Origin of the sequence: Agarivorans sp. Z349TD_8, from assembly GCF_050870825.2 — a bacterium.
In the GTDB taxonomy this organism is placed as follows: Bacteria; Pseudomonadota; Gammaproteobacteria; order Enterobacterales; family Celerinatantimonadaceae; genus Agarivorans.
This window is the reverse complement of the sequence record NZ_CP194037.2, coordinates 2,511,485-2,535,277: the sequence shown is the minus strand read 5'-3', so window position 1 is coordinate 2,535,277 and position 23,793 is coordinate 2,511,485. Positions and strand designations below refer to the sequence as shown.

General features: G+C 43.4%; 22 protein-coding genes. 16 read left to right on the top strand and 6 right to left on the bottom strand.

Annotated elements, in window-relative coordinates:
• Positions 1-5 precede the first annotated feature (5 nt).
• The 8 genes from fabG to ACRRS1_RS11480 all read left to right on the top strand — a co-directional run bounded on the left by fabG (position 6) and on the right by ACRRS1_RS11480 (position 6,661).
• Positions 6-740, top strand: coding sequence for a 3-oxoacyl-ACP reductase FabG (gene fabG, locus ACRRS1_RS11515; RefSeq protein WP_432459436.1), 735 nt, complete (start codon positions 6-8; stop codon positions 738-740).
• 164 nt (positions 741-904) lie between these two features.
• Positions 905-1,141 carry an acyl carrier protein gene (gene acpP / locus ACRRS1_RS11510; RefSeq protein ID WP_016403339.1) on the top strand — a complete coding sequence of 79 codons (237 nt, stop codon included), beginning with the start codon at positions 905-907 and terminating at the stop codon, positions 1,139-1,141.
• A gap of 75 nt (positions 1,142-1,216) precedes the next feature.
• Entirely contained in the window at positions 1,217-2,461 is a 1,245-nt protein-coding gene (gene fabF / locus ACRRS1_RS11505) for a beta-ketoacyl-ACP synthase II (RefSeq protein ID WP_432453042.1), read from the top strand.
• Positions 2,462-2,541: 80 nt separating this feature from the next.
• Positions 2,542-3,324: an aminodeoxychorismate lyase gene (pabC, locus tag ACRRS1_RS11500; RefSeq protein ID WP_432461115.1), complete on the top strand. Its 783-nt coding sequence runs from the start codon at positions 2,542-2,544 to the stop codon at positions 3,322-3,324.
• Entirely contained in the window at positions 3,317-4,306 is a 990-nt protein-coding gene (gene mltG, locus ACRRS1_RS11495) for an endolytic transglycosylase MltG (RefSeq protein ID WP_432459435.1), read from the top strand. Before pabC ends, mltG begins: the two co-directional genes overlap by 8 nt.
• The gene (gene tmk, locus ACRRS1_RS11490; RefSeq protein WP_432467804.1) at positions 4,307-4,939 is read left to right on the top strand and encodes a dTMP kinase; all 633 of its coding nucleotides are present in this window, start codon (positions 4,307-4,309) and stop codon (positions 4,937-4,939) included. It begins immediately after the preceding gene.
• A 13-nt stretch (positions 4,940-4,952) separates the two neighbouring features.
• Positions 4,953-5,888, top strand: coding sequence for a DNA polymerase III subunit (locus ACRRS1_RS11485; protein ID WP_432467805.1), 936 nt, complete (start codon positions 4,953-4,955; stop codon positions 5,886-5,888).
• A complete protein-coding gene (locus ACRRS1_RS11480) occupies positions 5,882-6,661 on the top strand; it encodes a TatD family hydrolase (RefSeq protein WP_432453046.1) in 780 nt (259 codons plus the stop codon). Before ACRRS1_RS11485 ends, ACRRS1_RS11480 begins: the two co-directional genes overlap by 7 nt.
• 272 nt (positions 6,662-6,933) lie before the next feature.
• Here ACRRS1_RS11480 and rsmF read toward each other — a convergent pair whose 3' ends face one another.
• The 4 genes from rsmF to ACRRS1_RS11460 are packed head-to-tail and all read right to left on the bottom strand — an operon-like array spanning position 6,934 to position 12,099.
• Positions 6,934-8,361, bottom strand: coding sequence for a 16S rRNA (cytosine(1407)-C(5))-methyltransferase RsmF (rsmF, locus tag ACRRS1_RS11475; protein WP_432453047.1), 1,428 nt, complete (start codon positions 8,359-8,361; stop codon positions 6,934-6,936).
• Positions 8,362-8,377: 16 nt separating this feature from the next.
• Complete coding sequence (locus ACRRS1_RS11470) at positions 8,378-10,987, bottom strand: MlaD family protein (RefSeq protein ID WP_432459430.1); 2,610 nt, start codon at positions 10,985-10,987, stop codon at positions 8,378-8,380.
• On the bottom strand, positions 10,980-11,582 hold the full coding sequence (locus ACRRS1_RS11465) for a paraquat-inducible protein A (protein ID WP_432453050.1): 603 nt from the start codon (positions 11,580-11,582) through the stop codon (positions 10,980-10,982). Before ACRRS1_RS11465 ends, ACRRS1_RS11470 begins: the two co-directional genes overlap by 8 nt.
• Entirely contained in the window at positions 11,566-12,099 is a 534-nt protein-coding gene (locus tag ACRRS1_RS11460) for a paraquat-inducible protein A (protein WP_432459428.1), read from the bottom strand. Before ACRRS1_RS11460 ends, ACRRS1_RS11465 begins: the two co-directional genes overlap by 17 nt.
• A 203-nt stretch (positions 12,100-12,302) precedes the next feature.
• Here ACRRS1_RS11460 and ACRRS1_RS11455 point away from each other — a divergent pair, with 203 nt between their 5' ends.
• The 4 genes from ACRRS1_RS11455 (at position 12,303) to prc (ending at position 15,800) form a co-directional block, all read left to right on the top strand.
• Complete coding sequence (locus ACRRS1_RS11455; protein ID WP_432453053.1) at positions 12,303-12,566, top strand: YebG family protein; 264 nt, start codon at positions 12,303-12,305, stop codon at positions 12,564-12,566.
• A 3-nt stretch (positions 12,567-12,569) separates the two neighbouring features.
• The gene (locus tag ACRRS1_RS11450) at positions 12,570-13,049 is read left to right on the top strand and encodes a GAF domain-containing protein (RefSeq protein WP_432453054.1); all 480 of its coding nucleotides are present in this window, start codon (positions 12,570-12,572) and stop codon (positions 13,047-13,049) included.
• Positions 13,050-13,130: 81 nt separating this feature from the next.
• Positions 13,131-13,760, top strand: coding sequence for an RNA chaperone ProQ (proQ, locus tag ACRRS1_RS11445; RefSeq protein WP_432453055.1), 630 nt, complete (start codon positions 13,131-13,133; stop codon positions 13,758-13,760).
• Positions 13,761-13,787: 27 nt separating this feature from the next.
• Positions 13,788-15,800 (top strand): carboxy terminal-processing peptidase, encoded by a 2,013-nt coding sequence (prc, locus tag ACRRS1_RS11440; RefSeq protein ID WP_432453056.1) that lies wholly within the window; start codon positions 13,788-13,790, stop codon positions 15,798-15,800.
• A 60-nt stretch (positions 15,801-15,860) separates the two neighbouring features.
• Here prc and ACRRS1_RS11435 read toward each other — a convergent pair whose 3' ends face one another.
• A complete protein-coding gene (locus ACRRS1_RS11435) occupies positions 15,861-17,795 on the bottom strand; it encodes an exoribonuclease II (RefSeq protein ID WP_432467806.1) in 1,935 nt (644 codons plus the stop codon).
• A 131-nt stretch (positions 17,796-17,926) separates the two neighbouring features.
• Between ACRRS1_RS11435 and cobO the strand changes: the two genes are divergently transcribed.
• Both cobO and ACRRS1_RS11425 read left to right on the top strand, forming a co-directional pair.
• On the top strand, positions 17,927-18,523 hold the full coding sequence (cobO, locus tag ACRRS1_RS11430; RefSeq protein WP_432467807.1) for a cob(I)yrinic acid a,c-diamide adenosyltransferase: 597 nt from the start codon (positions 17,927-17,929) through the stop codon (positions 18,521-18,523).
• Positions 18,524-18,711: 188 nt separating this feature from the next.
• Positions 18,712-19,995 (top strand): serine dehydratase subunit alpha family protein, encoded by a 1,284-nt coding sequence (locus ACRRS1_RS11425; RefSeq protein WP_432467809.1) that lies wholly within the window; start codon positions 18,712-18,714, stop codon positions 19,993-19,995.
• Here the strand turns inward: ACRRS1_RS11425 and ACRRS1_RS11420 are convergent.
• Positions 19,992-20,909 (bottom strand): LysR family transcriptional regulator, encoded by a 918-nt coding sequence (locus ACRRS1_RS11420; protein WP_432453060.1) that lies wholly within the window; start codon positions 20,907-20,909, stop codon positions 19,992-19,994. The two genes, ACRRS1_RS11425 and ACRRS1_RS11420, sit on opposite strands and share 4 nt — an antisense overlap.
• A 111-nt stretch (positions 20,910-21,020) precedes the next feature.
• On the opposite strand from ACRRS1_RS11420, the gene ACRRS1_RS11415 reads away from it, so the two are divergent.
• Entirely contained in the window at positions 21,021-22,478 is a 1,458-nt protein-coding gene (locus ACRRS1_RS11415) for an NAD-dependent succinate-semialdehyde dehydrogenase (protein WP_432467810.1), read from the top strand.
• 17 nt (positions 22,479-22,495) lie between these two features.
• Positions 22,496-23,776 carry a 4-aminobutyrate--2-oxoglutarate transaminase gene (gene gabT, locus ACRRS1_RS11410; protein WP_432453062.1) on the top strand — a complete coding sequence of 427 codons (1,281 nt, stop codon included), beginning with the start codon at positions 22,496-22,498 and terminating at the stop codon, positions 23,774-23,776.
• Positions 23,777-23,793: the final 17 nt, after the last annotated feature.

The following is a 23,793-nucleotide window of genomic DNA, read 5'->3' as shown; positions in this document are numbered from 1 at the left end:
TATTGATGACTTTACAAGGTAAAGTAGCACTAGTAACGGGAGCCAGTCGTGGAATTGGTCGCGCAATCGCCGAAACGTTGGTTGCCAAAGGCGCTATCGTTATTGGTACCGCAACATCGCAGAAAGGGGCGGAGTCAATCGGTGACTACCTCGGAGAGCATGGTACAGGGCTCGCCTTGGATGTCACCTCCAGCGAATCTATTCAGCAGTTGTTTATCGATATTAAAGAAAAATATGGCGATATCGATATTTTGATCAATAATGCTGGGATTACTCGCGATAACCTGTTGATGCGAATGAAAGATGACGAGTGGGAAGACATAATCAATACTAATCTCAGCTCTATCTTTCGTTTAAGTAAAGCGGTATTACGCTCGATGATGAAAAAACGCCATGGGCGTATTATCAGCATCGGTTCCGTGGTTGGCACGATGGGTAATGCGGGTCAGGCAAATTATGCGGCTGCGAAAGCCGGTGTACTTGGTTTCACCCGTTCTTTAGCGCGCGAAGTTGCCTCTAGAGGGATCACCGTAAATGCGATTGCTCCTGGTTTTATTGAAACAGATATGACTCGGGCACTTGACGAGAATCAACGTGGTGCTATCTTGTCGCAAGTGCCTATGGGCCGTTTAGGTGATGCTGAAGAGATAGCAAAGACGGTTGCATTTTTGGCCAGCGACGATGCTGCTTATATTACCGGTGAAACCATTCATGTGAATGGCGGAATGTACATGGTTTAAGCAATGGCTTAAAAAAAACGCAAAAAATTGATAGATCGCAAGTTTTTCATAAAAATAACTACGAAAAATGTGGTTAGACCACTACGGTTAGGCTTGCAAAGTATCTCGGTTTGAATACACTATCGCAACAACGCAGAAGCGTATTACTAAGGAAAAATATTGTCATGAGTGCAATTGAAGAACGTGTTAAAAAAATCATCATTGAGCAACTTGGTGTAAGTGAAGACGAAGTTAAAAACGAAGCGTCTTTTGTTGATGACCTAGGTGCTGATTCTTTAGATACAGTAGAATTGGTTATGGCTTTGGAAGAAGAATTTGATACTGAGATTCCTGATGAAGAAGCTGAAAAAATAACTACTGTACAAGCTGCAATTGATTACGTTCTAAATAATCAAGATTAGTTAAAAAGTGGGCGACATAGGTCGCCCATTTTGCATCCCCCTAAGATAAGTAAATCCCCCCTTGGAGGCATTTCAGTGACTAAGCGTAGAGTCGTTGTTACTGGTATTGGTGCGTTATCACCAGTAGGTAATACCGCTGAATTAACTTGGCAGGCACTCAAAGCAGGCCAAAGTGGTATTGGGCCAATTGAGCATTTCGATATATCCGCATTTCCCACCCGTTTTGCTGGTCTCGTTAAAGACTTCAATGTAGAACAGTTCATGAGTAAGAAAGATGCTCGTAAAATGGACGCGTTTATTCAATATGGTGTCGCTGCTGGCATCATGGCTTTCGAAGATTCGGGTATTGAAGTCTCCGAAGAAAACGCTGACCGGATTGGTGTATCAATTGGTTCGGGCATTGGCGGATTAGGCTTAATTGAGCAAAATCACGAACATTATTTAAAAAATGGACCGCGTAAAATTAGTCCGTTTTTTGTTCCATCAACCATTATCAATATGGTAGCTGGGCATCTTTCTATTATGAAAGGCCTTAAAGGACCGAACATTGCGGTTACGACAGCCTGTACCACAGGCGCTCATGCTATTGGTTTGGCTGCCAGAATGATCGCCTATGGCGATGCTGATACGATGGTGGCTGGCGGTGCTGAAAAAGCATCAACTCATTTAGGTATGGGCGGTTTTGGTGCTGCCAAAGCGCTATCCACTCGCAACGATGATCCATCAAAGGCGAGTCGGCCTTGGGATCAGGATCGCGATGGTTTTGTATTAGGCGATGGCGCTGGCGTGATTGTGCTTGAAGAATATGAAGCGGCAAAAGCTCGTGGCGCTAAGATTTATGCAGAGCTCGTTGGTTTTGGGATGAGTGGTGACGCTTACCATATGACATCTCCACCAGCTGACGGTGATGGTGCTGCACGTTCGATGGCAGCAGCGATTAAAGATGCCGGCATTGATGCTGCGGATATTGATTACATTAATGCCCACGGTACCTCGACTCCGGCAGGTGATATCGCAGAAACTCAAGCGGTGAAAACGGTATTTGGTGAACATGCTAAAACCGTATTGGTTAGCTCGACTAAATCGATGACCGGTCATCTATTAGGTGCCGCAGGCGCTGTTGAAGCGATTATTTCTGTATTAGCAATCCGAGATCAAATCGCTCCGCCAACCATCAACTTGGAAAACCCAAGTGAAGGTTGTGATTTAGATTATGTGGTTGGTCAAGCACGCGAAGCTAAAATCGATTACGCTTTATCCAATTCTTTTGGTTTTGGTGGCACCAACGGTTCGTTAGTATTTAAGAAAGTTGACGATTAAACTCACTTCGATACTATGAAAAATTGAAAGCCTGATGTTCATATCAGGCTTTTTTATGTTTAGGGGCATCACAATTGAAAGTGGTTAACGTTAATAGTCATGATCGTGGTTTAAACTATGGAGATGGTTTTTTCACCACGGTGTTAATTGCTCAAGGCAAACCTGTGCTATGGGATTACCATTGCCAGAGACTGGTAGCCGCGCAACAACAATTGGGATTTCCACAACTTGATTTAGATAGTCTGTACATAGAACTATTAAGTCGAATTGAGCATCCACATGCGGTTGCAAAAATATTGATTTCCCGAGGTGTCGGTGGGCGAGGGTATGCAATTCCAGACAAAGTTGAACCGACGCTGCTTATTTCGATGTCTGCTTACCCCGAGCATTATACATGTTGGCAACAAGATGGCTTAAGTTTAGGGGTGGCCGGCCAACGCTTGGCAGCTGGCTGTAGCTTTTCTTCCATAAAGACGCTCAATCGTTTAGAACAAGTGATGTTGCGCAAGGAAGCGGATCAATCTAAGTTTGATGATTTGATTTGTCTGGATATTTTTGATCACTTGATTGAATGTGTATCTTCTAACTTATTCTGGTTAAAAGGAAATACGCTATATAGTCCTGATCTCAAGACGGCTGGTGTCGCAGGGATCCAGCGTCGGTTTCTGATGGACCACTGTCATCATTCGCCTTACAAATGGCAGGTAGGCCAATTTCAACTTGATGAACTCGCAGCAGCAGATGAAATTTTTATTAGCAATGCCGTCCTTCAGTTTGCACCTATAAAACAGTTCAATGAGCGAGTATTCACAGAGCATCATGCTTGTCGTTGGTTTCAACAGTTGGTAATTCGTTTTGCGTAAATTTTTTATTAGCGTCATGCTGTTAGCCATGTTGGTAAGCATTGGCTTTATAAGTTTCAAACATTTTCTGGAACAACAATGGAACCAACAGAGGAGCAGCCAAGTGGCATTGCTTGCTGTTGAGCCAGGCGATAATTTTTATAAGATGGTTAACTTGGCATTTACTGATGCCGAGCAAGACAATTGGTGGTTAAGGTTTTGGATTAAGCTCAATCCACAATTTGGGAAGATAAAAGTTGGTCACTACCAACTGGCTAAACACCTTAGCTATGCGACGCTTAGTCAGTTGTTAACGAGCGGTAATGTGGTGCAGCTGAAAGTAAGTTTGATTGAAGGGGAAACCTTTAAACAATTTTGGCAAAAGTTAAACCAAGCCGAAGGCATCAAATCGAGTTCGAAAACTGAGCAAGAACTAGCCTCTTGGTTGGGCAGTGAACGGAGCAAGTTAGAAGGTTTGTTGTTACCGGAAACCTATTTTTACGTCCACGGTACTTCTGCGGAAGAAATTGTTAAACGAGCTTATTTAGCTTTAGACAAAACACTGCTTGCTCATTGGCAGCTACGGGATAAACATTTACCTTTAGCCAAGCCCTATGACGCGCTTATTTTAGCCTCTATTATTGAAAAGGAAACGGGCGCAAAATTCGAGCGTCCGCGAATTGCATCGGTATTTATTAACCGTCTAAATAAAGGCATGCGTTTACAAACCGATCCTACGGTTATTTATGGCATGGGGGACCGTTACGATGGTAATATTCGTCGTAAAGATCTACGTGAGGCTACCGAATATAATACTTATGTAATTAAAGCCTTACCGCCCACACCGATAGCGATGGCGAGTGAAGACGCTATCGCTGCAGCCTTAAACCCTGAACACACCCAATATTTATATTTTGTCGCGAAGGGTCGTGGTGAACATTATTTTTCAAAATCGCTAGCAGAGCACAATCGTGCTGTACGTAAATACATTTTAAAGAAGTAGATGATGACTCCTGGAAAATTTATTGTAATAGAAGGCTTGGAAGGCGCAGGTAAAAGCAGTGCAGTTAGCGCGATTAAAACGGTCCTGAATCACCGTGATATCCCATTTATTAGCACCCGAGAGCCCGGTGGAACGCCAATTGCTGAAGCCCTACGAGACATTGTGAAGCAGGGGATGGCAAACGAACATGTATGTGATAGTACGGAATTGTTGCTGATGTATGCCGCGCGCGCGCAATTGGTAGAAACGCTGATCCGTCCCGCTTTAGCGAACGGTACCTGGGTTATCGGTGATCGCCATGACTTAAGTTCACTCGCCTATCAAGGTGGCGGGCGAGAGCTGGGAATGGCCAAGCTAAAAGCGATTAAGCAGATTGCAATTGGTGATTTTGAACCTGATCTCACCTTGTACTTAGATATTGAGCCGAGTTTAGGCTTGAGTCGAGCCCGCCAGCGCGGAGAGCTCGATCGTATCGAGCAGCAAGATTTGAACTTCTTTGAACGTACTCGAGAAGTTTATCTACAGCAAGTTGCAGAAAAAGAGAGCATCATGCTTATCGATGCCAGCCAAAACATGGCGCAAGTCGCCGCGTCCATTACGGCGATACTTATCCAATATGTAGATAATATCTAAGCGAGAGTCATTTATGAGTTTGCCCTGGTTAGGCCCAATTTGGAAGCAGTTAGCTTCACAGCTACAACAACAGCACTTTCCTCAATCCATACTATTAAGAGGAGAGAAAGGCCTGGGCAAGCAGCAAATGGCACAATTTCTTGCGAAAACACTGTTATGTACTGAACAGACTCACCAAGCTTGTAATGCTTGTCATAGCTGTCAGGTATTTGAGGCGAATAGTCATGGTGGCTTGTATCAGGTGAATCAAGACAAGCCAAAGCTTGATGATATTCGAGAGCTTAGCGCTTGGGCGGGCCAAACTAGTCACCTCGGGCCACATAAGGTTGCTATTATTCACGATATTAGCTTACTCAACGATGCTTCTAATAATGCCTTATTGAAAACACTTGAAGAACCTGTTGATGGCACCTTTTTCATACTCATTAACCACTTACCGTTTAAAGCGATGCCAACCATTCGCAGTCGTTGCCAATCATTTAACCTTCCAACTCCACCACTTGAGTTAGTCAAAACTTGGCTGGTGAAACAAAAAATAAGACTCGATGAAAATTTTCTGCTGATACACCGTTTTTGTAATGGTGCGCCGTTAATCATGGCTGAGTTTTATCGCCAGCAATCACTGAAAGATTTACAGCTGTTTTTAACGCAGTACCAGCAGATGGTTCATGGTCAAACACATAAACTCGGCGATATAATACAAAAACAACCGGCACAACTATCATGGTTAGGCCATACGCTGGCTTTAAGCAGCAGTATTCGTGGAGGATTACTTAATCAAGCATTGTTCCCACAATTACCAGTCAAGCAGTTATCAGCTTCAACCTTAAACAAAGCCTACCAAGATTGGTTATTGTTGGTGAAACAGCTAGAATCATTTCCAAGTTTAAATCTTGGCCAGCAGCTCTACCCATTATTCAATCGATTTAAGGAACCCGTTTCGTGTTAGTTGACTCTCATTGCCACTTAGACCGATTAGATTACCCAGGCAAACATAACAATGTCGCCGATGCTTTAAGTAAAGCGAAACAAGCGGGGGTCGATTATTGTTTGGCGGTTGCTATTTCGCCGGATAAGTTTCCGGCGATGATGGAAAAAGTCGAACAATTCGATAATGTATTTGCCTCTTGTGGTATGCATCCATTGTATGTTCAAGAGCAAGCCTTCGATAAAGCTTTACTCGCTCAATATCTTCAGCAAGCTAAAGTGGTTGCTGTGGGTGAAACTGGCTTAGACTATTTTTATGCAAAAGAACATAAAGAGTTACAGCAGACTGTATTTATTGAGCAGATCCAATTAGCGGTTGAATACAACAAACCTTTAATTGTGCATACTCGTGATGCTCGAGACGATACCCTACGTTTATTGGCTGAGCATCGGGCAGAGCAATGTGGCGGTGTATTACACTGTTTTACCGAAAGTTTAGAGATGGCTCTCGCGGCCATCGAAATGGGTTTTTATATATCAGCGTCTGGCATTATTAGTTTTAATTCAGCAAAAGAATTACAAAAGACCTTTAAGCAGATCCCCCTCGAACGTATTCTCGTTGAAACGGATAGTCCTTACTTAGCGCCGATCCCACATCGCGGTGAAGAGAACCAACCAGCCTATACCCGGGTGGTAGCGGAGTGTTTAGCGAATATCAAAGGCATCAGTTTTGAGCAAGTCGCAGAACAGACCAGTCATAATTTCTTTGAGTTATTTAGTTTAGCTAAACCTTAAAAAGACATCTCCACTCTAATCCTTGAGTGGAGAGTAGGGGAAGGGCTCTTTAAAGAGCCTTGCGCTAATAATCATTTAATTCCAATCTAACTAATTATCTGTTCATTTTTGTTGGCCCAAATCACTGCTAACGGGGTTATGTATCTTGTAGTTAGAGTCACTAGTGACTTCACTTCATGCCTCGTTATCGGCAGATTTATTGTGCGCAATAAGTTACTCATATGATGAATCAGATTGGTATAAGTCTAGCTGTCAACACTGACTTTGCAAACTCAATATAGGCCTTTGTCTTTGACCAATTCTCGCGGGTAAGCATTCTTAATTTTGTTGCGGATCCACTTTCCTAAACCAATCACTTGGTCTTTATAAATTAAGGCTACTTCACCACGATTACTATTTGGGTAGGCGATATCTTTTCCCTGATAAAAGTGATGTGCTTGCTGTTCATCAAGTGTGACCGTATTTTTCCCGATCAAAGCGCCTAAGCTGGTGATCGCATCATGGCTGGTTCGAAAACCTTGCTTGAATGATTCGGCAAGCTTTAGACCAACTCGTTCAAAACGCATTTCATCCTTTATGGCTAAGAACGTATCGGGGATTAACCAATAGCTGTCGCCCTTTATAAATACGCTATAGGATTCTGGCAGACTTAAAGCAAAACCATCCGTAAAGTGCCGTTTAATCGCTTGGCATTGTTTGGTATTGGCTTTATGGTAAGTAAAACCCTTAATATTTTTTTGTATTTTCTCTGCTGACAATCCATGCGTTGTTTTACGCAGGGCTGCAACAAAGAAGCCTTCACTATCGAAATATTGCGGCCATATATGCAAGTAACCTTCCTCGGTTAAGGCTCGCTCAGCACCGGGAAATAAATCGGCAAGTTGAAGTGGGGCTAACTGCTTCGGATATTCAGACATCAAGCGGGAGATAACTTGCTGGTTTTCTTGTCGATTGAGGGTGCAGGTGGAATATACCAATAAGCCTTCAGGCTTCAAAGCAAACAGAGCACTTTCCAAGAGCTTAAATTGTAAGGCGGAGATCTCGCTCAGGTGCTGTTCACTCCAGTTTTCTAAGGCTAAGGGATCTTTTCTTAAGGTGCCTTCACCAGAGCATGGTGCATCCAATAAAATGGCATCAAATTTTTCAGGCATCCACTGGCCAAATACTTCCGCGCTAAAGTGAGTGATAGCAGCGTTATTTACACCACAGCGTAATAAGTTTGCACTAAGCACTTTAATTCGACTAGCTGAAAACTCATTGGCAATGATGACGCCACAACCGTTGAGCTGAGCGGCAATTTGAGTGGTTTTTGACCCTGGGGCGGCGGCGGCATCCAAAATGAGGCTGTCGTCTTGTCCTTGGTAAAAATTAAACAAAGCACTCACTGGCAACATCGAGCTTGCTTCTTGGATATAAAATAGCCCGGCCATATGTTCAGCAGTATTACCTAAAGAAACACTGTCTTCTGCACGATCGATCCAAAAGCCTTGTTCACACCAAGGAATAGGCTGCAATTGCCAATCAAGTTGGTCTGCAAGGCTGATAAATGCCGAGACCGATATTTTTAAAGTATTGACTCGAATACTCTTGCGCAAAGGTTGTTGGCATATGTCTTTAAAGCTTGCCAAACTCAAATCGTTAGGTAGATCTTGTTCAATACGCGAAATGAACTGGCTGGGAAAGTTAATCGTTTTCGACAAAATAAATAGATTTCAGTTAAGGTTGAATTGATGGGCTCCATTGTAGCCATTTTTCATCATAAGTGGACTGCAATTCAAACTTATCTTCGTTTGCGGCTGCTTTCGCTAAGGGCAGTTTATCTGGAGTTGCAAAAGCAATCCCCCCACTGAGTAGTGTTTCCATTGAATCCACTCGAATGTCTGCGCCACTTAAACCCAGTTTCACATCGATACCGGATGCATTCCAAAAAAGGCTATTGGCTCTCACTAAGTGACGATATTTAGAGTTTATCTTCAGTCTAGCCATGATTTTAGAACCATCAAGGCTTAACTTAGCTGCATCGACTTTACCCACCTGGTATTGCTTATATAACACTGGGCTACCAACTTTCAAAGAACCAAAGTGGCTAGCACTAAGCCACACAATCAAGGCCTTACGATCGGTATTGGGTTGCTGTTTATGTAAACTAAATTCTAGCCTAGGCTGACCTTTGCCAGGTAAGGCACTGATAAAGTCACCTTTTACTAGCGTGTCTAAGTTTTTAACAGAAGAAAGGCTGAGCTGTGCACTCTCTTGCCAATAGAGGCTACCAGTTCGAGCAAAATTACGATAATAAGGATAATCAAGTTCAGCTGTTGCGGTTAATCCGCTGAGCGAATCGTCAAAGCTTAAATCGACGATTCTTCCAATTTGCTGGCCTTGGTATTTTATTGGCATATGCCGGCGTAAACCTTGAGCATCTTGACTATGCAGCTTGATGGTCAGTTGTCGTTTGGTCGCAGATTGCTTATCTTTGTGGACTATTCTCTGGGTTTCTTTGGCTAATTGATCAAACTGGTCAACACTTATTCCGCCAATCATTAGGCTTTTGAGCGACTCACTATTCACTGATAGCCCATCAAGGCTGGCTTGAATTTCGATGCCTGATGCGTGCCAAAAACGGCTGTGGTTGGTGATAAGGTGTCTATATTGCCCTTCAATGATAAGATCAATTTGTAACTCGCCATTCGCGGCCAATTGATAATGGCTCACTTTTCCTATCGGTAATTTGTGGTATAGAACCGGCGAGCCTTCTCCAAGTGAGCCCAATTCTTCAGTCATTAAACGTAACTTAAGCGCCGGTTGCGATTTCTCTTTAGAAAGTTTCGCAGCTTGTTGGTTTGGGTAGAGAGTGAATTGTTTTTGGGTCGAAGCGGTGGTGCTTGTTCCCGGCATTAAGACAATCGGCGTGTTTAAAAAACCACTTAAGCCACTACTTTCCACACTAATACCATTGATGTCAGCTCGCAGAGCTAAGGGACTCTGTAAGTAGAAACGACTATTTTTTGAAACCAGTGATACATAATCAGGCTCAATAAAGGCATCTATCTCAAAATGACGCTTAACTAAACGTATATTACTTAATTGACCAATGCTCAGGCCTTGATAGATAACAGGACTACCAATGGTAAGATCGCGCACGTTATCGCTTAGTAAGCGTAACGACTTACTGCCTAAAGGTGGTTTTACGGTTTGCGATAATCGAAAGCTATTTTGTAGTTCTTGAGGGGAGGGGTCGCTATAGACTTCAATTTGTTTTGCACCGATCAAAGCATCAATATTTTTGAACCCCTTAAGACTGATGTTCGGTTTAATTAGTACCAGTTGTGTGCTCTGGTTAAACAGCCCTTCGTACTTGGGTTCAACTAGAGCTTTGGCCACAAAATCATCTTGGCTACTGTTAGTGTTTATCTCAGTAATGAAACCGACGACAGCGCCGCGATAGAGCAATTTACTACGTTGCGCAATCAGGCCATATTGTTTTGCCATGGTAATTTCAATGACTTTGCCGCGATGGGCCTCTTGCAAGTTATTAAAAAGTTTAAATTGGTGACCCTTGACTGCGACAGGAGAATCCGGGGGGCTATCAAAACTGATCCCGCCCGTAATAACACTGGCTAAACCTTCACTGCTAATTTGCATCCCGTCCAGAGAGATATCGGCTTTAAAACCACTTACATTCCAAAAGTGCGAATTAGTCTTCACTAAATGTGCAAATTGCGGCTTAATCAAGATGTCAAATTCAACTTGTAGGTCATTTTTAAGCTGAAATCGCTGTACATCCCCAACCTTGATCTTTTTATAGTAGATACCGGAGCCGATATTTAAAGAACCTAAATCAGCGGCACTTAGTTTTAAGTTTAAACCTTCCCCACGCACTATATTGGGAGGCTCATTTAGCGCGACAAACTGATCGGCAAGTTCTCCAGTTCCTGGATTTAGTTCGATGTAGTTTCCGGATACTAAGGCATCTAAACCGCTAATTTCGGTGATTGATGCTTTTGGACGAACTAACCAGAACTGGGCATCGCTAGTAAGAAGACTTTCTGCTTCGCGTTTGATTTCAACTTTTACCACCACGCCCTGAAGTTTAGGACCCAGTTTGACTGACTTAACCACACCGATATCGAGCCCTTGGTAAAATACTTGGGTTTGACCTGTTGTGATGCCTTGGGCGCTTTCGAAAACAATATCAATTTTTATCCCCGCTTCTGACCAGGCCTTAAATAGTAACCATCCGCCGAGTAATACAGCCAAAATGGGTAGCAGCCAAATGGGAGAAATAATTCGCTCTTTTTTATACTCTGCGGTACTAATTTTATTCAATTTCTTTATCCCAAATGAGTCTGGTATCGAAAGACTTCGCAGCAAATAAGGTCAATAGCACCACTGCACCAAAGGCAGTTGCCCCTGCACCCGCTTCCACGCCAACCAAATTATTACGCTCAAATACCGCGATCATAATCGACAATACAAATAAATCTAACATTGACCACTTACCTATAATGTCGATGATCCGATAAATAACAATACGTTGCTTGTTAGTTAAGTTAAAACGGAAATGTAAGCTTAATAATATGACCGCTAAGCCGATGAGTTTCATGACCGGAACAACAATACTGGCGACAAAAACCACAATGGCAATTCCGACCATGTCATCTTTAATCAATGAAGCGACTCCCGACATAATGGTTTCGTATTGCGGAGCCCCCCGAGTAGTCAGCACCGTAATCGGTAATAAATTCGCAGGGAATAGACCGATGGTAGCGGTGATAACGAAAGCCCAACAGCGCTGTAAACTATTCGGTAATCGACTATGCACTGGCATATGACAACGTGGACAAGTCGCCTGTTCAACTGGCATCGTTAATTCGCAATGCCTGCATAACTTTAAACCGAGTTGTTTAGCTGATGTGAACATAACGATCCCAATAATCAGCCGCTCGATAGCGTTGAACCAAATAAGTGGACAAAAACAAGGTGGTACAAATACACCATAGCCCGTAACCTAGGTGGATATCTGCAAAATCAACCAGTTTAACTAAGGCCACTAAAAAGCTGACGATATACACTTCGATCATGCTCCAATCAATTAAGTCGTCTTGAAAGTGCAGCGCGGTAGCCAAACCGGGCGATTTCCAAGCGATTGCGAGGCTAAAAGACGTGTAAGAAATTAAACTAAAAAGTAAGATTGGCGCAATAAAACTGGCAAGAAAAACACAAAAGCCGACTAAATAATGCCCATGCTCCAGCAATAATACCGTGCCACGCAGTATGTTTGCTGAGTTAGGGATCCCTAATACTGTGAAGCTGAGTAGCGGGTAGGTATTGGCGAGAATAACCATGACTAAACAGGCTAAAGAAAGCGCTAGTTGACTTGAAAAACGAAGCGAAGAACCACGAAATAACACCTGGTCACAGCGGGGACAAGTGGTCACTTGGCCAGCCTTACATTGTTGCTGCTTTTCGAGCAACAAGTCACAGCTAGGGCAAATGGACAGCTTTGATATTTCTAAAGAATTCATAGTTATGTATATTAGCTCAACTAAGCTACAGAATACTGCATAATTTTTCTCTCTAGTAGTTTTGTGATTGATGATGCATAATAACCTGTACATAAAAACAGTAGATGGAGGCAGCCGTGGCTGTAATTATTAAATATGTCGTCGAACGTAACGGTGTAGAAAAAATGACTTTTAGCTCAAAAAAACAAGCCGACAGTTACGACAAGATGTTAGATGTCGCCGATCAGCTTACTTTATTAGTGAAACATGCCGATCCTAAAATGAGTGAGGCGCAAGCTGAAAACCTAGGTTACTTCTTGTCTTTGCAACGTAATGCGGTGCAACAGTTATTAAAAGGCCAAGAGTTTTCGGAATCAATGATTGAAGCAGAAGAGGAATAGCGCTTGCAGCAAGTTTCTAGCAGGTATCTAACCCTCGCCAAGCAAATTTCAGCCTTGCTTGATAGAGATTTACCCTATATTTCTAATTTGGCTAATTTTTCGGCCTTGTTATGGATGGAGTTAGAGCATATTAATTGGGTCGGCTGCTATCTCATTAATCAAAGCAACGACACATTGTTGTTAGGTCCTTTTCAAGGAAAACCAGCTTGTAGCTCCATTGTTGTGGGCAAAGGTGTCTGCGGAGAAGCCTTCGCCAAACAAAGCTCTATCTGTGTTCCCGACGTCCACCAGTTTCCCGGCCATATTGCTTGTGATGGCGCAAGCGCGTCGGAAATCGTGGTCCCGTTTCATCTAAATGGTCGACTGATAGGAGTGATTGATATCGATAGCCCACAGCTTTCACGATTCGACGATTCTGATCAAATTGGTATCGAGTATTTAGTTAAAGAGCTAGAAAATAACTTATCAGAAGTGCATTTTTAATGGCTTTTCAATATACCCTCACTATAATAGCCGAAATCAGCCCTATCGCTGTACCAGTAAAGATGTATAAGAAAGGTCATCATGGAACAAACTAATAAACTGAAAAATAGTAAAGAAGTTATTCAATATTTAGCGACTCAATTTCCGCTTTGTTTTTCGACGGAAGGTGAAGCTAAGCCACTTAAAATTGGTATTTTTCAGGATTTAGCTGAACGTCTTAAAGAAGATGAAAAGATCAGTAATACCGTATTGCGCTCAGCTTTACGTCAATACACTTCAAGTTGGCGTTACTTACATGGCGTGAAGGTGGGCTCCAAACGAGTTGACCTAGACGGCGTTGAAGGTGCAGAGATTGAGCAAGAGCATGTTGAACATGCACAAAAAACCTTAAAAGAGAGTAAAGATAAAGCCTTTGCTCACAAAAAGGCGCAAGCAGAAAAAGCTAACAAAGCTAAATTGGCTGAGCGTAAGGCAAAAGCTGATGTAAAACGCAACGAGAAACCCAAAGCCAGTGTTAGTAAACCTGCGGTAGAGAAAAAACCAATCGAGAAAATTGATAGTAAAGATTTGGTTGCAGGCAAAGAAGTGAGGGTATTAGTTGGTCAGACTCCTATGCCTGGGCAGATTTCCGAAGTCAGTAAAGATGGCATTGCGGTCACGCTTAAAAGCGGTATGTTAGTAAAAGTGAAAGCTGAGCATATCGTTGCATAAATTAATTTAGTAGTGAGATAGGTGCCTATGAAATATTCGAGCCGTCTTTGGCTGTTTTTTTTAACACTCTGTTATTCAACATTTTTGTTAGCTCAAACGGCTAATTTAAGCGAAGAAGCTTTACCGACATTAAGTCAGCAAAGTCAACATGCTACAGCGGCTAAAAGGATAAGTGCGCTCTACTCTCGCTCGCATTACCGTAGTATTCCCTTTGACGATGAATTATCGAGTGAGATTTTCGATAAATACATCCAACAACTTGATTACAATCGTAGCTTGTTTCTAAAAGAAGATATTGCTCGTTTTGAACGTTATCGTTATGTTTTAGACCAAGATATTCCAGCTGGCCGTTTGGAACCGCTTTATTCTATTTTTGACTTGTCGCTAAAACGTCGTTATCAGCAATTAGTATATTCGTTGCAGGTGATTGACGAGCAAATGGATTTTAGTAAAGACGAACAGTTTCAATTTGACCGTAGCAAGGCAGATTGGCCAAAAGATCAAGCTGAAGTCAAGGAGCTATGGCGATTAAAAGTTAAGTACGATGCACTAAGCCTTAAATTGGCGGGGCGTGACCACGATAAAATCGTTGAAATTTTAGCAAAACGTTATAACAGCGCGATTAAACGTCTGGTACAAACCTCGAGTGAAGATGTTTTTCAAACTGCAATGAATGCTTATTCTCGCAGTATCGAACCTCACACTAGTTATCTTTCTCCCCGTACCGCCGAACGCTTTCAAATGGAGATGAACTTATCTTTAGAAGGGATTGGGGCAGTACTGCAGGGCGAAGATGAATACACCATTATTCGTAGTTTGGTTCCCGGAGGCCCTGCGGCGCTGAGTAACCAATTAGGGCCTGACGATAAAATTGTTGGTGTAGCACAAGGCGAAGGCGAATTTGTTGATATTATCGGTTGGCGTTTAGATGATGTTGTCGATCTTATCAAAGGACCTAAAGGAACTACGGTTCGCTTAGAAATATTATCTTCTCATGGCAAGGTCGACGGTAAAACTAAAATTGTTGGCATCGTTCGCGATAAAGTTCGTCTGGAAGATCGCGCCGCTAAAAGTGAAGTATTAGAGATTGAAGGAAAGAAAGTAGGGGTACTGAATGTCCCTAGTTTTTACGTTAATCTGAGCAAGGACGCGAGCAAAGAACTGGCTAAACTAGCAGAGCAAAATATTAGCTCTTTAGTGGTTGATCTTCGTGGTAATGGCGGAGGCGCGTTGACCGAAGCCACTGCGTTAACTGGTTTATTTATCCCGCAAGGTCCGGTGGTTCAAGTTCGAGACCAATTGGGACGAATTAGTGTCAATAGCGATACCAGTAACCATGTGAATTACGATGGCCCAATGGTTATTTTAATCGATCGTTATAGCGCGTCAGCGTCTGAGATTTTTGCTGCAGCACTGCAAGATTACGGCCGAGCAATTATTGTGGGCGAACAAAGCTATGGTAAAGGTACTGTGCAACAGCATCGTGGTTTAGGCCGTATTTATGATTTATATGAAAACGAACTTGGCCATGTACAATATACAATTGCTAAGTTTTATCGAATTAATGGCGGCAGTACTCAACATCGAGGTGTGATCCCTGACATTGCTTACCCGGTGGCATTGTTGCCGGAAGAAACCGGAGAAAGCTTAGAGAAAAATGCCTTACCTTGGGATAAGATCAAACCTGCGGAATATAAAGTATTAAGTAATATTCATCCGTATATTGCGACCCTTGAGAAGAAGCATTTAGCGAGAATCAGTCATGATCCTGAGTTTCAGTATATTATTAATGATATTGCCGATTTTCGAAAAGATAAGGATATGGTTGAGATAAGTCTCAACGAGAAAACTCGAGTCGCCCAACGCGATGACAAAGAACAGAAGCAGTTAGTTCGATTAAATGAGCGCTTGACTCGTTTGGGTAAAAAGCCAGTTAAAAGTTTAGATGATGCACCAAAGGATTTTGAAATTGATGACGCTTTTTTAGATGAAGCTGCAGAAATTTCTTTAGACTATTTGGCGCTCAGCAAGAACAGCTAAATATGTAATCCACCTAAAAAAAGCCAGCTTTACGCTGGCTTTTGTGTTGATGACAAGCGTTTAATCAGAGAACACAGGGCTAGCCAATATGGATTGTTGCAGCTTTTTAACTTCTATAATTTTGACCTGAATAATATCGCCAATTTGATAATGGTAGCTATCACTTGAGATGGAGCCCATTTCATTATCTATTTTTAGCTCTTCAGCTGATTTAGCTAATTTACCCTTAGCAATAAACGCAGTGGCTCCACTATCAAGTAAGCGAACATTTAAGCCCCCTCGATTCACATTCGTAATTTCTGCATCTAAGCTGGTTGTGGCAGCTTGTTCACTGAAATATTCACAGTAGAGATAGTTGGCCATTTCTCTTTCTGCAAATTTCTGTTTTTTGCGACAATCGCTTAAATGTTCAGTGAGGGCCTCGGTTAAAGGTGAGTCAACTTGGTCACCTCTAATTGCTGCTTTAATCAATCGATGATTCAGCAAATCACTGTATTTTCGAATTGGTGACGTCCAGGTCGCGTATTTGGCTTCACCTAAGCCAAAGTGGGCTTGACACTGCGCACTGTAAACACTGAAGTTGAAGTGACGCTTTACTAATTGATCTAAAGTCTTATTCCCCGATTGACTAATCTTTCTACGTAATTCACAGAAATAATCCAAGTCATCCAATCGTGTACTGTCGACGCTAAACTCAAACTTTTTCAGTAGTTCAACCAGGCCTTCTAGTTTTTCAACTTTAAAACCAGAATGGCAGGTAAACACCCCGTGACCGAGTCGTTCATCAAGCAATCGTCCACCACATATGTTGGCAGCCACCATCGCTTCTTCCACCATTCGATTAGCACTGCGCCGTGATTGACGAAGGATATCGATGACTTGCCCTTTATGGTCCAGAACAAATTCATAATCAGCCTGATCACCAAATACTGAACGATGTGCAGCGCGCCAATGATAACGTTGTTCGCTAAGTTGATGAAGCTGGCTTAGTGCTTGCTGCAAATCTTCTAAACCATCAAACGTTCCGGTTTCATTATCTATAAAATCGGAAACTTGTTGGTAGTTAAGACGATATTTAGATTCCACAGTCGCCAGATAAAACGTGGCATCATCAAGTAATTCACCGTCCAAGCTAATATTCATTTCACAGATTAAAGCGGGCCGCTGCTGGTCCGCGTGCAATGAGCATTTTTCGTTGGCTAATTGATTTGGCATCATCGGCACAGTACGAGCAGGCAAATACAACGTAAAAGCACGCTTTGCTGCAGCGGCTTCCAACTCACTCTCTGGATTGAAATATGCACTGGGGTCTGCGATAGCTACCTTAAGACACCAGCCATTATCGTGACGCTGAATCGCAATCGCGTCGTCCATATCCTTGGTACTTTCACCATCAATGGTGAAAAATAGCTCATCGACTACGTTACGGCGTGCCTCTTGAGGATCAATGAGTTCAAGTGGCTCTGTAAGATCAGGTTGATCCCAAACTAAACCATGTTTTAGCGTGGTTGCTTTCCAGCGCGCAAAATTGTCATCACTATCGGCAATAAATTCAATGATCTCGACTTGAAACTGCTTATCTCTCAGTGCGTGTTTCAACAAACGAGCGATTACCCAGTCTCCTTGCTTGATGGTGAAATCACTACCTTTCTTCACCCTTGCACTCAAGGCTTGATTAATCAGTGGATGATCAACGATCACCTTAGTGCGATTATCAACAAACTTGATCCGTGCAACAAAGCTGTCTAGTGCTGCTTCCACTAAAGTTTCTGGCTCAGCGGCTTCTTTGCCATTATTTTCACGGATAGCGGCCTTGATTCGGTCACCATGAATCAGCTGCTTCATCGAAGGAGGCGAAATAAAATAACTTTTTTTATTATCGGTTTGTAGAAAACCAAAATTCTTATCGGTGGCTTTCACCACGCCTTCAACCGTGGGAATGGTCTCTCTAATTTGCTGTTTCAGCTGGGCTAATAGAGGGTTATCTTTAAGCATAAAGGGATCCGTCATACATTGTGCAGGCACTATACCCAAAGGTTTCTAGCTATTCTAGAGAAACAGTACTGGTTTGTTGGCTTTCCCGCGAGTTACACTTACTAATACGATGTCAACTAAATGGATTGTAGATGAGTAAAGACAAGCAAAAACACCAACAGCGCCAACAAAAAATAAAGGAAAACGTTGATGCTAAAGTTGAACAAGCGCAAATAGAACGCGGCTTACTACTGGTGATTACCGGAAACGGCAAGGGAAAATCCACTGGCGGATTTGGCAATGTAACCCGCGCTGTGGGCCATGGTTTTAAGGCAGTAGTCGCTCAATTTATTAAAGGCGGTTGGGACTGCGGTGAACGCGAGTTGCTGAGTCAACATGGTGTAGAATTTGCGACGATGGCGACTGGTTTCACTTGGGAAACGCAAAATCGCGACTTAGATCGCCAAGCGGCCGAGGAAGTATGGCAGCGTTGTAAACAGTGGCTGACAGATCCGTCCATTTACTTGGTTTTGCTGGATGAGCTCACCTATATGTTGAGCTACGACTACTTGGATGTTGATGAGGTTGTTGAAGCTATTGCGCAGCGTCCAAGAGAACAAACAGTTGTTGTGACTGGACGAGCTTGTCATCGAAAACTCTTGGAAATTGCCGACACCATATCAGAAGTAAAAAGTCAGAGACATGCCTTCGAAAATGGCATCAAAGCACGTAAAGGGATTGACTGGTAGATATTCAATCATCAATTATTGGCGCGAAATGATATTGAGCACTCATCAAAATATAAATTAAAATACTATAAATTTAGTTATATTGAGAATTTATTTCTCTATCGTTCTTTTTTATTAGCTAAATCAGCCAGTTTTTTCTAGTGAGTCGAGGTTAACATGGTTTATCAGTTAATCAGTTGGATAGCTTTATGCACCAGTGGCAAGCTTACATAAACCTCGTTCAGTCTCAAGTTGTACCCGCTTTGGGTTGCACCGAACCAGTTACAGTCGCTTTGGCCAGCGCGAAAGCAAGACAAATTCTTGGTGCCACACCAGATAACCTTAAAGTTAAAGTCACGCCCAATCTCTATAAAAATGGGATGGGTGTTATGGTTCCAGGCACAGGTAAAGCTGGTCTTGCCATTGCTGCTGCGGCAGGAGCTTGTGCAGGGAATGCCGATAAGGGTTTGGAGGTACTGGCTGATATCTCCAGTGCCGCCTTAGCTGAAGCGAACCAGATGCTCGTGCAAAAACGTGTCAAGATTGAGATGATTTCTCATCCAGATGTATTGTATACCGTTGTCCAAGCTGGTCTTGGTGAGTCTTTGGTTGAAGTGTGTATTGCGCAATCACATACTCATTTTGAATATATCGAAGTAAACGGTCAGCGGAGCCCGCAAGTGACGGACAATGCTTGTGGTGAGCATTTAGCGGTACCACCTTTGCCATTATTAACGCTGTCTGAGATCTATACATTTGTAACTCAGGTCCCGCTTAATCAAATCATATTTATAAAACGTGCCGCGGAATTAAATCGAGCGTTGGCCAGCATTGGGATGACCGGAGAGTATGGGCTAGCCTTAGGAGCAAGTTTACAGCAACAAATTACTCAGGGCTTATTGAGCGATGATTTAATGGGGCGAGCCATGCGTTTGGGAGCCGCTGCGTCAGATGCTCGCATGGGGGGCGCACCACATGCTGCGATGAGTAACTCCGGTAGCGGTAATCAAGGAATAGCAGCGACCATGCCTATTATTGCTTTTGCCGAATTACGCCAACTCAGTGACGAGCAATTTACCCGAGCGCTGATGCTAAGCCACCTCGTTGCTATCTACGTTAAATCCAAACAAAACAAACTGTCGGCTTTATGTGCCGCTACCACTGCATCTATGGGCGCAGCGGCAGGATTAACTTGGTTGTTGGGCGGAGACCTTGCCGCAATTCATCGGGCAATTAATGCCATGGTAGGGGACATCTCGGGTGTATTTTGTGATGGTGCGAAGGCTGGTTGTGCAATGAAAGTCTCGACGGGCGCGGGGAGTGCAGTTAAATCAGCTATTTTGGCTGTCTCGGGAAATACGGTGAGTGCGCAACAGGGGATCGTATTTGATTCCGCTGATGATAGTATTCAACAACTGGGGTTCTTGTCCAAAACCGCAATGTTGCCCACCGACGAAGCAATTATTGCAACCATGCAACATAAACAATTTTAGTTGAATACCAAACTGAGTTTATCCATAGCCAACTGAACCTTCTCTTTATCGTTAGGATTTTGTTTATGCACTAAGCTCAGTTCGAAAGGGTAGCTATATTCCGCTGGTTTTATCAGCCGTATCAATTCTGTTTCTAAATAACCCTTCAGCTCACTCAAAGGCAGATAACCAATATAAGCACCCGAGAGGATCAAGGCCACACGGCTATCAAACTGATAGCCTTTTGCACCAAAATTTAAGGCTTGTAGCTGCGCTCTTCCCATTGGGTTTAGCTCGATGCCGGGATGGATAGCGGCATGCTTGGAGAGTTCTTCGTTATCAATATTACCATCATTCATCGCATATAATTCCGATTGTTCGCTTGCGCATAAATATAAGGATTCACTAAAGACTACTTGGCTCGTCAGCCCATCAATACTTCGATAAGCCGGATAAAAGCCAATGTGAGCCCTATTATTGATAAGGGCAGCTTCAATATTAGCGACCGTATCCATGTTCAGGCAGATACATAAGCTAGGCGCCTGCTGCTTAATTAAGGCAATGGCTTTTCCAATTTTTTGAATACTCAAGCGATCAAGGAGATCGGAGTACAGTATAATTAGCTCACCGGTGAGTGCTTTGCCAAGGTTGTCGACGAGGGCACTAAATTCACTAATACTTGAAAATAACCTTAAGCAAGCCTGATAAACCGTTTGCCCACGCTCGGTTAAAGCAAAACCACTGCGGCCTCGTACGCAGAGCCGCATATTCATGCGGCTCTCTAAGCTAGACATGTGGACACTAATGGTGGAACGGGTAATACCTAAGGCATTTTCTGCGGCAGCAAATCCGCCGTGTTCAACTACCGCTTTAAATACCCGCAATAGACGTAAATCGTATTCGCTGAGTTGTTTGCCATTATTTGGATCGAGCATAGTTTTATCTACTTCAAACTTTAGTTTTATTGTTTGATATTTAACATTGTTTTTACTTGGTATTCAATAACGCTAAATTGTTATTTCAACTTCGTACATGAGGCCAGAGCCATGGATAGAATCATCGACCAACAATTAGTTCGTCATCAGTCTTACATTAACGGCCAATGGATGGCTAGCGAACAGCAGTTTTCTGTATATAACCCGGCCAATCAACAAGCAATAGCTCAAGTAGACGATGCTGGAATTCAAGGCGTGGAGAGTGCGATTGCTGCCGCCAAGGCTGCCTTTAAAGCTTGGTCTAATATGGCAGCTGCTGAGCGAGCAAAACTATTACGTAGCTGGTATCAGCTGATGTTGGAGCATCAAGACGATCTTGCCGCTATTTTAACCCTTGAACAGGGTAAACCTTTGGCCGAAGCCAAAGGTGAAATAGCCTATGGCGCTTCGTACATTGATTGGTTCGCCGAAGAAGGTAAACGTTGTTATGGAGACGTGATACCCGGCCCCGCGTCAGATAAACGGATTGTCGTGATCAAACAGGCGGTTGGAGTTGTGGCGGCGGTCACTCCATGGAACTTTCCAAATGCAATGATTGCTCGTAAGGCGGCTGCGGCACTGGCGGCGGGTTGTACCTTTGTGGTTCGTCCTGCCCAACTCACGCCTTTATCAGCGCTGGCTATGGCCGAATTAGCCGACCGAGCAGGTATCCCCAAAGGTGTATTTAACGTGGTGGTTGGTGAAGATGCGCGCGGTATGGGGCGGGTGCTAACCGAAAGTCCAGATGTTGCCAAATTCACCTTTACTGGTTCAACCGCGGTGGGTAAACAACTGATCGCACAATGTGCCAGTACGGTGAAAAAAGTATCGATGGAACTAGGAGGTAATGCCCCCTTCATTGTATTTGATGACGCAGATTTAGATGCTGCTATTCAAGGTGCTCTTGCGTCAAAATACCGTAATGCAGGGCAAACCTGTGTGTGCGCCAATCGATTCTTGGTACAAAAAGGTGTTTATCAGGCCTTTAGCGAGAAATTGGCCCAGGCTTTAAGTCAACTGAAGGTTGCTGATGGCTTGAGTGAAGCAGCTGTCATCGGTCCAATGATCAGTGAACAAGCGAAACAAGAAGTACACAAACTGGTGACTGACTCGGTTGCGCTTGGTGCCAAGATCCTGTGTGGCGGTGAAGAGCATCCAGCCGGAAAACAATTTTATAGTCCAACAATTATGACTCATGTTAGTAATGACATGCCGATTGCCGCGAATGAAATTTTCGGCCCAGTCGCGCCCTTAATTATGTTTGAAGATGAAGCACAAGCAATCGCACTGGCTAATGATACCGAATATGGTTTAGCGGCGTATTTTTATACACGAGATATTGGTCGCGTTTGGCGTGTTGGCGAAGCGCTTGAATATGGCATGGTCGGCGTCAATGAGGGGATTATTTCTAATGCTGCGGCTCCTTTTGGGGGGGTTAAACAGTCCGGTAACGGACGCGAAGGCTCGCATTACGGCTTAGACGATTACATGGAAATTAAATATTTGTGTTTAGGTGGCTTAAACGCCTAGTTTAGAGGAACTCAGCAATGTCTAATCAATTACTACAACAAAGAAAACAAGCGGTATTCGCTCGGGGTCAAGGTAACGCCTATCCAGTGTTTGTCGATAAGGCACTTAACGCCGAAGTCTGGGATGTAGAAGGCAATCGCTACATTGATTTTGCCACCGGGATCGCGGTATGTAATACCGGTCATTCGAATCCGGCGGTAGTCGCTGCAGTGAAACAACAACTGGATAGGTTCAGTCATACTTGCGTGATGGTGAATCCCTATGAAAGTGCTGTCGCCTTAGCCGAAAAGTTAGTCGAAATTGCTCCTGGCGAGAGTGAGAAAAAAGCGATTTTTGTCACCACTGGTGCTGAAGCAGTAGAAAATGCAGTCAAAATTGCTCGGGCATCTACCGGACGTCGTGGCGTGATTGCCTTTAACGGCGGTTTCCACGGAAGAACCAATCTCACAATGGCGCTGACCGGTAAAATTACGCCATATAAACATCTATTTGGTCCTTTCGCTGGCGATATCTATCATGTGCCTTTTCCGATGGCTGCCCATGGAGTGACCACCGAAGACACTTTAAAAGCGCTGGAAAATCTGTTTAAGGTAGATATTGGCCCACAAGACGTGGCGGCTATCATTATCGAACCAATACAAGGCGAGGGAGGTTTCTATCCTGCGCCTCATGCTTTATTGCAATCATTAAGAGCGCTTTGTGATGAGCATGGCATCGTCTTAATTTTGGATGAAATTCAAACTGGCTTTGGTCGTACCGGTAAGATGTTCTGTTGTGAAGATAGCGGCATTGAACCGGATCTCATCACCATGGCCAAGGGCATTGCTGGCGGTTTCCCGCTTTCTGCAGTGGTTGGTAAGAGCCATATCATGGATGCACCTTTACCTGGCGGTTTAGGCGGGACTTATGGTGGTTCTCCCGTTGCTTGTGCAGCAGGCTTGGCGGTTCTGGAACAAATTGAACAACAACAGCTAGTTAGTCGTGCGCAAATGATTGGTCTGCGTTTTAATGAACACTTGATGCAATTGAAAGCTGACTATCCTCAGTTAATTGGTGAAATTCGTATCTCTGGGGCGATGATCGCTTTAGAACTGATCTGTGATGGCGATCCAGAGTTGGCCAACACCAGTCTGACACAAAAGCTCATTGCTAAAGCAGCCGAGTTTGGTTTGATCTTGCTTGCATGTGGTTACTACGGAAATGTGCTTCGTTTCTTACCTGCGCTTACCATTGAAGACGAAATTGTTGACGAGGGCATGGCTAAGTTTACCCAGTTGTTTCAAGCCGCTGCCGAGTAGCGCATCTCAGCATTATA